9 protein-coding genes and 1 tRNA gene are annotated in these 15,841 nt (G+C 73.3%); 4 read left to right on the top strand and 6 right to left on the bottom strand.

Annotation, left to right across the window (positions count from 1 at the left end; translation table 11 throughout):
* Positions 1-92 precede the first annotated feature (92 nt).
* From HGK34_RS02045 to HGK34_RS22410, 5 genes are all read right to left on the bottom strand, one after another.
* Positions 93-1,382 (bottom strand): extracellular solute-binding protein, encoded by a 1,290-nt coding sequence (locus HGK34_RS02045; RefSeq protein ID WP_307815668.1) that lies wholly within the window; start codon positions 1,380-1,382, stop codon positions 93-95.
* An 82-nt stretch (positions 1,383-1,464) separates the two neighbouring features.
* Positions 1,465-2,610: an ROK family transcriptional regulator gene (locus HGK34_RS02040; RefSeq protein WP_201844854.1), complete on the bottom strand. Its 1,146-nt coding sequence runs from the start codon at positions 2,608-2,610 to the stop codon at positions 1,465-1,467.
* A 73-nt stretch (positions 2,611-2,683) separates the two neighbouring features.
* Positions 2,684-4,000 carry an extracellular solute-binding protein gene (locus tag HGK34_RS02035; RefSeq protein WP_201844853.1) on the bottom strand — a complete coding sequence of 439 codons (1,317 nt, stop codon included), beginning with the start codon at positions 3,998-4,000 and terminating at the stop codon, positions 2,684-2,686.
* Positions 4,001-4,277: 277 nt separating this feature from the next.
* On the bottom strand, positions 4,278-5,480 hold the full coding sequence (locus HGK34_RS02030) for an alanine racemase (RefSeq protein WP_201844852.1): 1,203 nt from the start codon (positions 5,478-5,480) through the stop codon (positions 4,278-4,280).
* Between the two features lie 108 nt (positions 5,481-5,588).
* On the bottom strand, positions 5,589-9,077 hold the full coding sequence (locus tag HGK34_RS22410) for a family 20 glycosylhydrolase (RefSeq protein WP_307815667.1): 3,489 nt from the start codon (positions 9,075-9,077) through the stop codon (positions 5,589-5,591).
* A 153-nt stretch (positions 9,078-9,230) separates the two neighbouring features.
* Between HGK34_RS22410 and HGK34_RS02015 the strand changes: the two genes are divergently transcribed.
* Complete coding sequence (locus HGK34_RS02015; protein WP_201844851.1) at positions 9,231-9,905, top strand: haloacid dehalogenase type II; 675 nt, start codon at positions 9,231-9,233, stop codon at positions 9,903-9,905.
* Positions 9,906-9,971: 66 nt separating this feature from the next.
* Here HGK34_RS02015 and HGK34_RS02010 read toward each other — a convergent pair whose 3' ends face one another.
* Complete coding sequence (locus HGK34_RS02010; RefSeq protein WP_244666269.1) at positions 9,972-10,919, bottom strand: L,D-transpeptidase family protein; 948 nt, start codon at positions 10,917-10,919, stop codon at positions 9,972-9,974.
* Between the two features lie 559 nt (positions 10,920-11,478).
* Here HGK34_RS02010 and HGK34_RS02005 point away from each other — a divergent pair.
* The 3 genes from HGK34_RS02005 to HGK34_RS01995 all read left to right on the top strand — a co-directional run bounded on the left by HGK34_RS02005 (position 11,479) and on the right by HGK34_RS01995 (position 15,821).
* Positions 11,479-11,553, top strand: a tRNA-Pro gene (locus HGK34_RS02005).
* A gap of 140 nt (positions 11,554-11,693) precedes the next feature.
* Positions 11,694-13,298, top strand: a complete 1,605-nt coding sequence (locus HGK34_RS02000) for a TROVE domain-containing protein (RefSeq protein WP_201844850.1) — start codon at positions 11,694-11,696, stop codon at positions 13,296-13,298.
* A gap of 150 nt (positions 13,299-13,448) precedes the next feature.
* Complete coding sequence (locus HGK34_RS01995; protein WP_201844849.1) at positions 13,449-15,821, top strand: glycoside hydrolase family 9 protein; 2,373 nt, start codon at positions 13,449-13,451, stop codon at positions 15,819-15,821.
* Positions 15,822-15,841 lie beyond the last annotated feature (20 nt).

Below are 15,841 nucleotides of genomic sequence, written 5' to 3'. Positions count from 1 at the left end.
TTCCGGTGACGAGCAGTTGGGGGCAGTGTGACGGTCCCCCGCCCGGGCTCCGGGGCTGCCGGGCGGGGGACCGCGGAAGGTGGGCTGCTGGGTCAGCCGTTGAGGATCGACTCGATCTGGGAGTCGATGTCGGCCGCGACCTGCTCCACGTCATCACCGTTGGCGAGGCGCGTGAACTGGGTCTGCAGCACGTTCTGCGCCTCGACGTCGGCCCACTTCGGCGTGGCCGGGGTGAGCTTGGCGCCGGCCGCCGCCTCGACGCCCGCCGCGCCGATCGAGTTCTCCTGCGGGACGTCGCCCGACAGGGACACCTTCGCGGGGATCAGGCCGATCCCGGCGATGATCGACTGGTACTCGTCGCTCAGCATGATCTTCAGGGCCGAGTAGGCCAGGTCACGCTGCTCGCTCTTCTTGGCGATGGCGATGTTCGAGCCGCCGGCGAACACCTGGGCGGCGCCGCCGTCCTTGCCCGGCAGGGCGAACGCCTCGAGGTCGCCGCCGTACGTCGACCCACAGCCGGGAACGCCGTCGTCGGACTCCGGCTCCTCCGGGGCGTTGATGGACCACTGGATCCACGTCGGCGCGGACAGGTAGCCGATCTTGCCCTCGCAGAACGGCACCTGCAGGTCGGTCTCCTGACCGTCGGCCGGCGCGTTCGAGGCGTTGAGCATCAGGTCCTGGATCTGCGTCAGGCCGGCGATGCCGCCCGGCGTGGAGAAGCCCGCCTCCCAGCTGCCGTCGTCGGCCGGCTCGGCGATGTAGCCGCCGTTCTCCCAGATGAAGGGCAGTGCGTTGTACCAGTCCTGGCCCGGCCACCACATGCCGGAGAACTTGCCCTTCTTGTACATGTCCTTCGCGGCGTCGACGTACTCGTCGAGGGTCGCCGGCGGCTCGCCGTCGACCAGCTGCGGGCTGTAGAAGACCGCACGCGAACCGGCGTAGTAGGGCAGGGCGTAGTGCGCGCCCTCCCAGTCACCGGCCTCGACGAAGCCGGGGAGCAGGTCGCTGCCGCCCAGTTCCTCGAACTCGTCGGCGGTGATCTCGCTGAAGTAGCCGTTGGACGTGAACGCGGACGCCTGCGTGTTGCCGACCTCGACCACGTCCGGGGCGTCCGAGCCCGCGAGCGCCGTCGTGTACTTGTCGACGAGGCCGTCCCAGGACTGTTCCTCGATGACGAGGGTGGAGCCCTCGTTCTGCTCCTCGAAGGTGGTCTTCAGGTAGTCGCGGGCCTCGTCGGGCGTGTCGGTCCCGACCAGCCAGACGCGGACCTCGCCGGTGCTCGGGCCGCCGTCGTCGGCGGCGTCGGCGCCGGACGCGCACGCGCCCATGGCCAGAGTCATGGATGCCGCCGCCGTGACGGCGACGAGACGGTTCTTTCTCACGCGATGTCATTCCTCTCGGGTACTTGCCTGCGATGTCGGTGCGGTGTCTTGCCGCGCCCTCGGCGTGAACACGTCCGTGTGGTCACGACACCCCCAGCTGAGCGGACAGGACCAGGACGGCGGCGCCGAGGAGCACCACGTCCTGGCCGAGAGACGCCATCCGGAGCTGGAGGCCGGCGCTGACCGCCGGCATCGTGCGCTGCTGGAGGGTCTCCTGCGCTGCTTCCCGCAGGGGGCCGTCGAGCAGGTCCGCGGGACCGCTCAGCAGGACCTCGGCGAGGTTCAGCGCGCTGACGACGGGTGCCAGGGTCGTTCCGAGCACCCTGCCGACTTCCGCGAGGTCGGCGTCAGCAGTTGTGGGGTCCTTGCCCTCGACCGCGCTGCGCAGGGCGCGGGTGGACAGGACGGTTTCGAGGCAGCCGCGGCGGCCGCAGGCGCACAGCTCGCCGTCGTCGACGGCGGTGGTGTGGCCCAGCTCGCCGGCGGCGAAGCGGACGCCGTGCACCCGGATGCCGTCGACGACGATCCCGGCGCCGACGCCGAGCCCGACGAGCAGGAGCAGCATGCCGGCGGCGGCGCCGCCGTAGGTGAACTCGCCCAGTGCCGCGGTGTTGGCGTCGTTGGCGACCTGGACCGGCAGGCCGATCCGGTCGGTGAGGATCTCGGCGAGCGGGAGGTCGTACCAGCCGCGGTTCGGTGCCTCGATGACGCGGCCGCGGTCGTCGACGACGCCGGGCGAGCCGACGCCGATCCCGAGGACGGGACAGGTCGCCTGGGCGACGAGCAGGCGGGCGAACCGGGCGACGAGGTCTGTGAGCTCGTCGCCGGTGCGGCCGTCGACGTCGAGGGCTCGGCGCTCGATCACCTGGCCGGTCAGGCTGATGACGGCGCCGCGCATCTGGGCGGCGTCGGTGAGGTCGAGCGAGACGATCTGGAACGCGTCCCCGCGCAGGCCGACCAGGATCGCGGGCTTGCCGACCCGCTGGCCCGGACGGGTGCCGAGTTCTTCGACGAGCCCCTCGGCGATGAGCACCGAGACCAGGTCGGAGATGGTGACACGGGTCAGGGAGGTGGCCCGGGCGAGGTCCGCCCGCGAGGTCGGCCCCTCGTGGAACAGGTGCTGCAGCACGAGAGAACGGTTGTGAGCGCGAGCGTGCTCCGGGAGCACCTTGGAGGTCGCGCGAAGGCGCTCCCCCACTCGTCCGCTGCTGCGTGTCGTCGTCGGCATGTTTGTTAGTACACCTGATTAACGCCGCCGTGTCCACGACGACGGCGGGCCGTTACTTGACCGTTACCCGATCTCACCCGGCGACGCGCCAGTTGAGCATGGACTCGATCTGGGTGTCGAGGCTGTCCGCGACCTCTTCGGGGTCTGCCCCCGACGCCAGCCGGGAGAACGCCGCCGGGATGATTCCGTACGCCTCGATGTCGCTCCACTTGGGCGTGGCCGGGGTGAGCCGCGCACCCCGGACCGCCGCCACACCCGCCGCGGCGATCGGGTCGGACTGGTCCACCGCCGAGGACAGCGACAGGCGCCCCGGGATCAGGCCGTTCTCGGCGAGGATCGTCTGGTACTCGTCCCCGAGCATGATGCTCATGACCTCGTACGCCAGCTCGGGGTGCGCGGAGTCCTCGGCCATGGCGATGTTCGACCCGCCCGCGAACACGGGAGCCACGTCGCCCGGCTCGCGTCCCGGGAGGGGGATGGCCCTCAGGTCCTTGCCGTACGTCGAGGCGCAGCCCGGCACCCCGCCGTCCTCGGGCTCCTCGGGAGCCTGGATCTCCCACCGGAGCCAGGTCGGCGCCGAGACGAAGCCCGCGACCCCCGCGCAGAACGGCTGGGCCAGATGCGTGCCGTCGTCCTCCGGCGGGGCGTTGGAGGCCGACATCATGAGGCGCTGCACCTGTTCCAGCCCCCTGATCCCGCCGGGCGAGGAGAACCCCGCCTCCCACGTCCCGTCCTCGCGCCGCTCGGCGACGTAGCCGCCGTTCTCCCAGATGAACGGCAACGCGCTGTACCAGTCGCGACCCGGCATCCACATGCCCGAGACCTCATCGGTCCGCATGCTGACGGCCGTGTCCACGAGCTCGTCGAGCGTCCGGGGAACCGGCCGCCCCCCGAGCTGCTGCTCGGAGTAGAAGATCACGCGGGAACCGGCGTAGTACGGCAGCGCGTAGAGCACCCCGTCGTAGGTGCCCGCCTCCACGAAGCCGGGCAGCAGGTCGTCGCCGCCCAGCTCCTCGTACTGCTCCTGCGTGATCGGCGCGAGCAGACCCCCGGCGTCGAGCGCGGCCGCCTGGGTGTTGCCCATCTCGACGACGTCGGGCACCACTCGGTGCGACCTGCCGCTGAGGCGCTCGGTCAGCAGCTCCAGCAGACCGGTCCACGCCTGCCGCTCCACCACCAGCTCCACGTCCGGATGACGCTGCTCGAAGGTGGTGGAGAGGTGGTCGATCGCCTCCTGCGGCGTGTCCTGGCCGGCCAGCCACACTCGCACCGTGACGTCCCGGTCCGCGGAGCCGCTCGGCGGGCTCCCGGCAGGTCCGGGCGAACAGCCGGCGAGAGCCGACGCCGTCACCACCGCGGCGAGCACGAGCGTACGGATGCGCATCTTCATCGAGGGGACCCTTCCGACGGGCCGCCGCACCGTGCGGCGGGCATCACGTCAGCTCCCCTGTGCGCCGACATGCTTATGTTAGGTCCCCTACTGAACCTGTTCGAACGCCCGAAGTCCAGCCGACGACGGACGCCGCAACAGAAACTTGACCTGAGGAGGCGGGGCCACGGCGCACATCTTCACCCCGGGGCGTCAGCCACCAGCCCGGCGAACCACCAGCCGGGTCAGCCGCCCGACCAGGGAATCAGGACCGGTCTCCCGCCCCCGAGCCCTCACCTCAGTGGAACGCGAGCTGCAGCGGCTCGACGATCTCGTCGCCGTCGACCAGGTACGCCGTCCGGTACAGCTGGAAGGTGGTGCACGGATGCGAGATCCCGAAGCCGACCACGTCCCCCGGGCGGATCTCCCCGGCGCCCTGCCCCACCCGGACGAAGGCGTGCTGGTCGTTGAGCGCCGTGACCTCACCCCAGCCGTCGGGCAGGTCGCGCGCCTTGCCGAGCCGGCCGCCGTCGTCCACGGTGCGGACGGTCAGCGGCGTCGGCAGGTCGATGTCCGACGACGCGTCCCGGCGCCCCACCCCACAGATGACCAGGCCGGGTTCCGGCACCGACAGCACCTGGCCCCACACCGTCAGGGCAGGCCGCAGGGGACTCGCGCCCAGCCGGCGCCACGGATCCGTGCGGCGGTAGTGGCCGTGGTCGTGGGCGACGTACGCGCCCGAGCGCAGCACCACGCGCGTGGCGACCGCCGCGCCGGCCGGATCCGTCAGCGGCCGGGTCAGCTCCCGGAGCACGACGTCGGCGAACGCGCTCCCGCCCGCGCTGAGCACCACCTCGCCGTCCACGAGGCCGGCGACACGCGCGCCCGCGGCCCGCAGGTCCGCGCACCAGCGGGCCACCGCCGCCAGCTCCGCGTCGCTGGTCCCGACCGCCACCGGGCCCTCGTACCCGGCGACGCCCACGAGCCGCAGCCCCGCCCGCGTGACCTCCCGGGCCAGTGCCGCGACCTGGGCGATCGATCGCACCCCGGTGCGTCCGCCCGGCACGCCCACCTCCACCAGCACGCCCAGCCGCTCGGGGAAGACAGCCTCGGCGAACGCCGCGTCCAGGAGCGCCACACCCTCCCACGAGTCGACGTAGACCCAGGCCTCCTCGACCTCGCCCGCGTCCAGCGCCGCGCGCAGCCAGCGGGCCTCGCGCGGGTCGGTGAGCTCGTTGGCCAGGAGCACGCGGGTGCGCAGGCCCACCTTGCCCCACCAGACCACCTCCCGGAGCTGGCCCGGGGTGGCCACGGTCGCGCCCCAGGTTCCGGCCGCGGCCTGTCGCCGGTAGATCCCCGTGGCCATATGGGTCTTCACGTGCGGCGCGAACTCCACCCCGGCACCGGAGAACACCTCGGCGACGGACGCGATGTTGTGCTCGAGCGCCGCCTGATCGACGGTCAGCAACGGCCAGGACAGCGAGAAGTCATCGATGCGCACGGACACATCCTGCCGGATCACCGCGCCCGCACGGGCGCGCGCGCCAAGGCATCCCGGATACCTCCGGGACGGGAGCACCGGTCCGGCACCGAACCTCGCCCGGCGCGCTCAGCCAGGACGAACCGCACCGCCCGGGGCCGCTCCGGTCAGGTCACCGCCCGCCAGGACCGGTACACCCCGCACCAGGACGTCGTCGACGCCCGACGCCACCACGCGCGGCAGGTCGTAGGTGGCGCGGTCACGCACCGTGTCCGGGTCGACCAGGACGACGTCCGCGACGGAACCTGCCACGAGCGCGCCGCGGCCGGCGAGCCCGAACCGCCTCGCCGCCCGTCCTGACAGGTGCTCGGCGGCGTCATGCCACGACCAGTCGCCGGAGCCCACCCGCTCGGCGAGCATCCGGGCGAACGCGCCCCAGCCGCGCGGATGCGGGCGCCCGCCCAGGTAGATCGCGTCCGACCCGCCCAGATGCGCCGCGTGGCCCGCGAGCGCGGCCACCGACTCCGCGGAGTTCGTCGGGGGCTGGGCGAACACGCAGGTGGCGCGCAGGCCCGTCGCCACGAGGACCTCGATCACGGCATCAGCGGGGTCGAGACCCAGCAGCCGGGCGACGTCGGGCAGCGTCCGGCCCTCCGCCCAGGTGAGGTTCCGGCCTCCCTGGTCGGGCACGGACGCGAACGTGATGCGGGGCCACGTCTCGGCCAGGGCGGGGAAGTGCTCACGCCGCAGCCGCGCGACCGTCTCCGGATCCCGCAGGGCGCTCACCGTGGCCTCCGGGTCGGCGAGCGGCAGCCACGGCGGCAGCGAGACCATCGACAGGATGGAGCATCCGCGCAGGTAGGGGTAGGAGTCGAAGGTGACGTCGAGACCGTCGGCGCGCGCTTCGTCGACGTACCCGGCAAGTTCGGCCGCAGGCCCGTGGTAGTGCGACACGTGCGTGGCGACACCGGAAGCCCGCGCGATCCGCACGAGCTCCGCGAAGCCGTCGCCCGCCTTGTCCTCGTACCCGCGCATGTGACTGACGTGCGGCAGGCCCCGCCCCGCGACGACCTCCGCGAGCGTCACCAGCTCGCGCTCGTCGGCGTACCCGCCGGGCACGTACTCCAGGCCGGTCGACAGCCCGCACGCGCCGTCGCGCAGGGCCTGGCGCAGGAGCGCCCGCATGCGCGCGAGGTCCTTCTTGGTGGCTCGCTTCGGGTTGTCCCCGAGCACCGCGTGCCGGATCGTGCCGTGCGGGGCGAGGTAGGCGACGTTCACCGGAACCGTGCCGTCGTAGCAGGCCAGGAGGTCGCGCACACGCGGGCCGCGATAGCTCGGGTGGTCGCCGAGGATCGCCGCGAAGTAGGCGGCCGGCCACCTCCCGTCACCCGGGGCGTACGAGACGCCGTCCTGCCCGGTCACGATGGTCGTGACGCCCTGCCGCAGGAGCGAGTGCTGCACGTCCGGGTCGTGCACGACGCCCTCGGCGTGGGAGTGCGCGTCGATCAGTCCCGGCAGGGCGATCCGCCCCCCGGCGTCGAGAACGTGACGGTCCGGCGCCGCACGGGCGGCGGCACGCGTCACCAGGGTGATACGCCCGCCGCGGAGGTGGAGGTCGACCGGTTCGGACAGGGACCCGTCGGGCAGCGGGAGCCTCGCGCCGGCCACGACGCCGACGGCAGGCGGCGAAGACGCCTGCGGGCCGGACACGGCAGACCGGGCGCCGCCGTGGCCCGCGAGCGCCCCCACGCCGGCGCCTGCCCCCGCTCCCATGCTCGCCTCGGCGCCGTGGAGCCGCGTCTCGCTCTCGCGCGCGCCGGCCAGTTCGCCGGCCAGGTCGCGGAACGCTCCGGCCACGCCGGGCCGGCGCTGCCAGAAGTGCGGGCCCGTGGGCGGCCGGTACTCGACGCCGTAGGCGTCGAGCCGGGGCAGGTGGTGCTCGTCGAGCCGCTTCAGGAACCCGTCCGACGCCGGCGTCCCGGGCGTGCGGTCGGTCGCGGGCGACCAGAGCACCTCGGCGACGGCCGCCAGCCGCGGGAAGGTGGCGTGGTCGACGCGGCGCGCGGAGTCCAGGTGCTCCGTCCAGACCTGCGCCTGCCCTCCGAGCAGCCGGCCACGGTGCTCCGTGTCCGTGGCTCCGGCCGCCTCGACCCCTCCGGCCTCCTCGGCTCCCCCGGCCGCCTCGACTCCCCCGGCCGCGGCCTGCGGGAGGCCGCCCGGCAGGTCCGGGTGGTAGGACAGGGCGTCCGCGACCGTACGGAGGAAGCCCACCGGGACGGGCTCCTCCGGGTGGTCACCGCCGCGGTGGTCCAGGTACCAGGCCGTCTCGGGTGCGACGACGACGTCGTGCCCGGCCGCGGCCGCCCGCGACGCGATACCCGGGCTGCCCGCGCGCCAGGCGGTCACGACGACGTCGCGCGGCAGGTCGGGACCGAACGCCTCGTCCCAGACGATCGCCCGCCGCCCCAGGTCTCGCACGTGGTCGGCGAGCCTGGCCAGGAACCAGCCGTGCAGGCGGGCGACGTCGGGAACCGGCTCTGCCGGCGCCCGGAGCACACCATGACCCGATGCCGGGGCCGCCGGCCGCACGAACCCGAGGGCGGCGGCACGCGCCCGGATGGCGGGCGACCGTTCCCAGCGGTCCACGGGCACCTCGTCGCCGCCGAGGTGGATCCACGGGGCGTCGAACACGTCCGCGACCTCGTCGAGCACGTGCCGGAAGAACGCCAGGGACTCCTCGGACGGGTCGAGCACGTCCTCGCTGATCCCCCAGGTGGTGCGCACACCACGCCGGTCCTTGCGGGTTCCGAGGAACGGGTAGGCGGCCACGGCGGCCTCGACGTGTCCGGGAACGTCGATCTCCGGCACCACCGTGACCCCGCGCTCGCGCGCGTAGGCGACGATCTCGCGCAGGTCGTCCTGCGTGTAGAAGCCGCCGTGGGGTGTGCCGTCGCCGGTTCCCGTGCGCCAGGTGCCGATCGTGGACTCGGCCCGCCAGGCGCCCGCCTGCGTCAGCTCCGGGAAGCGGCGCACCTCCAGACGCCAGCCCTGGTCGTCGGTGAGGTGGAGCTGGAGCACGTTGAGCTTGTGCAGCGCGGCGAGGTCGACGAACCGCAGCACGTCGTGCTTGGGCAGGAAGTGCCGGGCGACGTCGAGCAGGACGCCGCGCCAGCCGAAGCGGGGGTGGTCGGCGATGCGCAGGGCGGAAAGGGCGACGGTGCCCGACGACGGCCGGCGGGTGCCCTCGCCGGTACGGAGCGGCGCGCGCCGGAAGGCTCCGGGGCCGGCCAGCTGCCGCAGGGTCTGCGCGGCGGCATGCGCACCGTCGAGGTCGGCGGCTTCGACCCGCACCCGGGTCGACGCACCGGGGGCGATCTCCAGGCGGTAGCCACCCGGCGGGGTGCCGCTGCCGCGCACGAAGCTCACGTCCGGGTTCCCCGCGCCGTCGTCAGGCACGAGCTCGATGCCGAACGCCGCCTCGGTGACCCCGCGCCACCACCGTGCGGCGGGACGCAGTGCCGGGTCCGCCGCGACCCGCGCGCCGTCGCCGAGCAGGACCGTCCCGTCTCCGGTCTCCAGCGACACGGGTGCGGGCACGAGACCGGGATCGGGGGTCACGGAGTGCAACCCTAACGCCGACGCGCCGCATGCCCGCATCGCAGCGGACATCGCGGATCGCCACGACCTGCTGGTCCAGGGCTGTCGTGCGTCACCGCACGGTCCGGGACGCACCAGCTTGCCGGGACCGTGGCGTGACGGAACCATCGTGGCATGGCGAAACGTCCTCGGGTCATCGCGTTCGACGTCATCGAGACGCTGTTCCCGCTCGAACCGGTCCGGCGGCGGCTGGTCGACGCCGGGCAGCCGGGGCACGTGCTGGAGCTGTTCTTCTCGCGCCTCCTGCGGGACGGGTTCGCCCTCGCGGCCAGCGGGAGCTACCGCCCGTTCGGCGAGGTCGCCGCCCAGGCCCTGCGATCGGCCACCGGATCCGCGCTCGACGACGAGGCGGCGGGCGCCGTCCTCGCGGGGTTCGCCGAGCTCGACCCGCATCCCGACGTGCTGCCGGCGGTCCGGCTCGCCCGGGACGCGGGCATCCGGCTGGTGACGCTGACGAACGGTTCGGCGCAGAACACCATTCGGCTGCTGCACCGCGCCGGCCTGGACGACGACATCGAGCAGGTCCTGTCGGTCGACGACGTGCGGCAGTGGAAGCCCGCCCCGGAGATCTACCGGCACGCGGTCCGCAGCACCGGCGCCGATCCGGAGCAGCTCGCCCTGGTGGCCGCGCACGCCTGGGACACCCATGGTGCCCACCAGGCCGGGCTCACCACGGGATGGGTCGCCCGTGGCGGGGAGAGCTTCCCGGACATCTTCGCCGGCCCGGACGTCGCGGGCGGCGACCTCGTCGAGACGGTCCGGGGGCTCCTGGCCCTGCCGGTCGACTGAAGGGACCGTGCGCGGCCCAGGCGTCGTTCCCGGGGCCGTACCGGCCGTTCCCGGGGCCGTACCGGCTCAGTACACGTGGACCGGGGTGCCGACCGAGGCGCCCCAGGACCAGATCCAGTCCATCGCGGTGTTGGACACGCGGATGCAGCCGTGCGACGCCGGGTAGGCGGGGATCGAGGGCGAGCCGTGCACGGCGATGGCGCCGGTGAAGTACTTGGGCCGGTACATGCTGCCCAGGTCGAGGGACGACTCCCGGATACCGTCCACCTGCCGGTACACGGCGAAGCTGCCGCTCGGGGTGTGCGCCACGTACTGGGCGCCCAGCGCCTCGTAGCTCTCGCCGTTGCCGGACGCCGCGTTGAAGGTGCGGATCACCTTGCCGTTCTCGACCACGAGCAGCACCTGCCGCCCGAGGTCCACCTCGATGCCGGTTCCGCCGTACCGCGAGACCGGGACCACGCCGTCGTCCAGGGCCTTCTGGGTGGCCGGCCCCACCACGGCGTCCCGGCCCAGACCGGCGACCTTCTGGAACGCGACCACGGCCTGCCAGGTCTCGGCACCGTAGACGCCGTCCGCGGACGTCACCTGGTAGCCGAGCTGTCGCAGACGCTCCTGCATCCGCGCCACGTGCTCCCCCTGCTCGCCGGGGGTGATCTCGGCCAGGCGCGCCTGACGCTCCGCCTCCGCCTTGGCCTTCGCCGCTGCCTTCGCCGCTGCCTTGGCCTCCGCCCGCGCGGCAGCCTCGGCCTCTTCGGCGGCCTTCGCGGCCTCGGCCGCGGCGCGCCGGTCGGCGGCCTGCTCCTGGGCGGCGGCACGCCGCGCGTCGGGCGTCGACACCAGCGCGACGTCCGGCGCCGCGGCGCCCGAACGCTCGGCGCTGCTGGTCGACGACGGGGCGGCGGTGTCCGACGGCGTCTCCTGGGCCTCGCTGCTGCTGGCCGCCACCAGGGTGGCGACCAGGGCCACCGCACCCAGGGTTCCGGCCGTCATCTTGCGTGTCACGCTGTTGTCCATCGCTGCGCTCCTCCTGGGGGCGGGCCCACGATCGGCACGCGGATGCCCGTCAGTCGTCATCGCGCGCCGAGCGCTCCGTCTTCCCTGGTCAGAGCGGGCCACGCGCGAAGTTCTCACGGGGAGAGACGGCCAGGATGCCCGATTCGTTGGTTGAGGTGGTGAATCGTCACCGGACCGTGACCGGCACCTGGGGCTCCTCCCCGACCCGCACCACCCGCACCCTCCCCATCAGGAAAAATACGGTGCGCCCCTCGCCGGCCCCGCCTAGGCTCACGCCCGGACAACTGAACATCGGCGAGGTTCGGGCGGACCGGAGACGGTCGGTTCACTTCACACTCAGGGTTGCGGGTTCGAGTCCCGTCGTCACTTCGGGTGGCGTAGCTCAACGGGCAGAGCATGAGACCCCCGGCGGTCGGCCACACGCCCGCCCGGACCTCGTCGGAGCGGGCCGGAGCCGATCGGTTACCTGGTCATGGCAGTGCGGGTTCGAGCCCCGCGCCCGGTTCGCCGGGTGTTCTGCCGCCGGCGGCGTCACACGCCCGCTCACGTCACCGCAGAAGGCGGTGGCGGGCCGAAGGTCATCGGTTACCTCTCCTCGGAAGGAAAGACGCGGGTTCGAATCCCGCCGCCGCCTCCGGGCGGCGTAGCTCAGCGGCCCAGAGCACAACCCCGGTGACCACGACACGCCCGCCACCGCTTTCGGCATGTCCGGAACGAACAGAACGACCCGGCCCCAGGCCGGCGTCGTCGCCACGCACGAGGAGGGAAGTACCCATGGACATCCTGCGCGCCGTCAGCCGCCGCCGGACCCCACAGCACGAGCAGGCCGACGCCCACCAGAAGCGGAACGAGGCCGGCGGGTACACCTTCGTGCTCGACGACGTCGCGCGGCTGCGCCGCTTCCTCACCCTCGGCGTCGACGGAGGCACCTACTACGCCGCACCACGTGACCTGGCCCGCGACAACGCCGAGCTGGTGCTGCGCCTGGCCGAGCGGGACCCGGACGTCCTGGTCCGCACGATCGTCGAGGTCTCGGCCCGCGGCGCGGCGCCCCGGCAGCAGCCCGCACTCTTCGCGCTGGCGGCCGCGTCGTCGGTACCGGGCAGCGCGCAGGCCGCGCTCGCGGCGCTGCCGCGCGTGGCCCGCACGGGAACCCACCTGCTCCAGTTCGCGGGCTACGCCGAGCAGTTCCGCGGCTGGGGCCGCGGCCTGCGCCGCGCCGTCGGGCGGTGGTACACCGACAAGGACGCGGACGCCGTCGCCCACCAGGCGGTCAAGTACCGGCAGCGCGAGGGCTGGTCCCACCGTGACCTGCTGCGACTGGCCCACCCCGTTACGTCCGACCCGGCCCTGCGCGCGACGTTCGACTGGATCACGCACGCCTCGACCGGCAACGCGACCCCGAAGCTGATCGAGGCGTTCGTCCGCGCGGGGGCGACCTCCGACGTCGCCACCTGGGCGGCTCTGGTCCGCGACGCGGGCCTGACCTGGGAGATGCTGCCCGACGCCGCGCTCGGTGAGACGGCGGTCTGGGACGCGCTGCTCGACGTCGGCGTCCCGGCCACGGCCCTGATGCGCCAGCTCCCCCGGCTCACACGACTCGGCGTGCTCCCTGCCACCGGCGGGCGCACCGCTGAGGTCGCGGACCGGCTCGCCGACCCGGAACGGCTGCGGCGCGCCCGCGTGCACCCGGTGAACGTGCTGGTGGCGCAGCGAACCTACGCCTCGGGGAGGTCCACGCGCGGTTCGGGCACGTGGGAGCCGACGCCGGCGATCACCGACGCGCTGGACGCCGCGTTCTCCGCGGCGTTCGGCGCTGTCGACCCCTCCGGGACGAGGACGATGCTCGCCGTGGACGTGTCGGGGTCGATGGGCTTCGGGAACATCTCGGGCCTGCCGATCACGCCCCGGGAGGCCGCGGCCGCGCTCTCGCTGGTCCAGCTCGCCACGGAGCCGACGGCGTCCGCCGTCGCCTTCACCGCGGCGGGCGGCGGGCACCGGTGGGGCGAGCCGCCCGCGCTGGCGCCGCTGCGGATCTCGCCCCGTCAGCGGCTCGACGACGCCCTGCGTGTGGTGGACTCGCTGCCGATGGGTTCGACGGACTGCGCGCAGCCGATGCTGCACGCGACCCGCGAGGGGCTGGAGGTCGACACGTTCGTCGTCTACACCGACAACGAGACGTGGCACGGCAGCGTGCACCCGCACCAGGCGCTGCGCGAGTACCGGGAGCGTTCGGGCATCGCGGCGCGGCTCGTCGTCGTGGGCATGACGGCGACCGAGTTCTCGATCGCCGACCCGGCCGATCCGGGCATGCTCGACGTCGCCGGCTTCGATGCCGCGGTGCCGTCGCTGATCAGCGAGTTCGCTCGGGGGCTGTGACCGCGGGCGGCGGCCGGTCCCTTGCCGGGCACCGGCCGTCGCCGGTGCCCGGCTAAACGTTTCGCGCCCTGCCGCCGGGGCGGGTGAACGACGAGGGTGTCGGACCGGACCTGCGTCGACGCGGACGCGGGCGGACCCCGAGAGGTAGCCATGCATCCACGACCCCCCGCACGACGACGCGCGGCGGTCCGGGCCACCGCCCTCACGGCGGCCTGGGCGCTCCTCACCGCAGGAGCCGCCGGCGTCGCCCCCGCGGCCTCCGCGGCCGGCGACCAGGACTACGCCGAGGTGCTGCAGAAGTCCCTGTTCTTCTACGACGCCCAGCGTTCCGGCGACCTGCCCGACGACTTCCGCGTGAACTGGCGCGGGGACTCCGGCATGGCCGACGGTGCGGACGTCGGCCTGGACCTGACCGGAGGCTGGTACGACGCCGGCGACCACGTGAAGTTCGGCCTGCCGATGGCGTTCACGACGACGATGCTCGCGTGGGGCGCGATCGAGAGCCCCGGCGGCTACGCCGCGGCCGGCCAGCAGGACGAGCTGCTGGACTCGCTGCGCTGGGTGAACGACTACTTCATCAGGGCGCACCCGGAACCGGACGTGCTCTACGCCCAGGTGGGCGACGGGGAGGCCGACCACAAGTGGTGGGGCCCGGCCGAGGCCATGCAGATGGCACGCCCTGCGTACAAGGTCGACGCGTCCTGCCCGGGCAGCGACGTCGCCGGGGAGACGGCGGCGGCGATGGCGGCGTCGTCCATCGTGTTCGCCGACTCCGACCCCGGCTACGCGGCCGAGCTGGTCACTCACGCCGAACAGCTCTACGACTTCGCGGACACCTACCGCGGCGAGTACTCGGACTGCGTCCCGGCCGCGAACTACTACAACTCGTGGTCGGGCTACCAGGACGAGCTCGTCTGGGGCGCGTACTGGCTCTACGAGGCCACGGGTGACGCGTCCTACCTGGCCAAGGCGGAGGCGGAGTACGACCAGCTCGGGACCGAGCCGCAGACCGGCACCCACTCCTACCGCTGGACGATCGCGTGGGACGACAAGTCCTTCGGCACGTACGCCCTGCTGGCACAGGCGACGGGCGAGCAGCGGTACATCGAGGACGCGAACCGGTGGCTCGACTACTGGACCACGGGGTACGACGGCGAACGGGTGACCTACTCCCCCGGCGGGCAGGCGTACCTGGACACGTGGGGTTCGCTCCGGTACGCCGCGAACACCGCGTTCGTGGCACTCGTCTACGGCGACTGGCTGGCGCAGCAGGGCGACACGACCCGGGCACGGACGTACCACGACTTCGGTGAGCGCCAGATCGACTACGCGCTCGGTGACAACCCGCGCGGCTCGTCGTACGTCATCGGGTACGGCGACAACCCGCCGCAGAACCCGCACCACCGCACGGCTCACGGGTCGTGGCTGGACTCCCTGACCGACCCGGCCGACACGCGGCACACGCTGTACGGCGCCCTCGTCGGCGGCCCCGGCTCTCCCGACGACTCGTACACGGACGACCGGTCGGACTACGTGTCGAACGAGGTCGCCACCGACTACAACGCGGGCTTCACCTCCGCCGTCGCCTACCTCGCCGACGAGTACGGCGGCACGCCGCTGTCGGACTTCCCTCAGCCGGAGCAGCCCGACCAGGACGAGTTCTTCGTCGAGTCGAACCTCAACCAGCCGGGGACCGAGTTCACCGAGATCAAGGCGATGGTGCGCAACCGGTCGGCGTTCCCCGCGCGGGTCCTCGACGACGTGCGGGTGCGCTACTGGTTCACCCTGGACGCCGGCGCGGACCCGGCCACGATCCAGGCCTCGACGAACTACACCGAGTGCCCGGACGGCGCGGCGACCGTCGGGCATGCCGGAGGGGACCGGTACTACGTGGAGATCGACTGCTCCGGCTCACCGGTGTACCCGGGTGGGCAGTCGCAGCACCGCCGCGAGATCCAGTTCCGGGTGACCGCCGACGTGTGGGACCCGAGCAACGACTGGTCGCAGGCCGGGGTCGGGGCCGATCCGGCCAAGAACGACCGGATCACGCTGTACGAGGGGCCCGAACTGCTGTGGGGCTCGGAGCCCGGCTCGGTCGGCCCGGAACCGGAGCCCACGGAGGAGCCCACAGTGGAGCCCACGGGGGAGCCCACCGGGGACCCGACGGAGGAACCCAGCGGACAGCCCACCGATCCCGGGCCGGGCACCGCGTCCTGCACGGCGTCGTACACGGTGGTGAACCAGTGGGACGGCGGGTTCCAGGGTGAGGTGTCGGTGACGAACACCGGAACGGAGACGGTCGAGGGCGCCGCCGTCACCTGGGAGTTCACGAACGGCGAGGCCATCACCCAGTCCTGGGGCGGGACCGCCGTCCAGGACGGGCCGACGGTGACGGTCCAGGCACCGGGCTGGGCCCCGGACCTCGCGCCCGGCGCGACGTGGACGCTCGGGTTCATCGCGACCGGAAGCTCGGTACCACCGGCCGCCGTGCTGCTCGGCGACACCCCCTGCGATCTGGGCTGACACGCGGCCGACGTCGCTCC

Source organism: Myceligenerans indicum, from assembly GCF_016742955.1.
Lineage (GTDB): Bacteria > Actinomycetota > Actinomycetes > Actinomycetales > Cellulomonadaceae > Myceligenerans > Myceligenerans indicum.
This window is presented reverse-complemented; position numbering and strand designations above follow the sequence as displayed.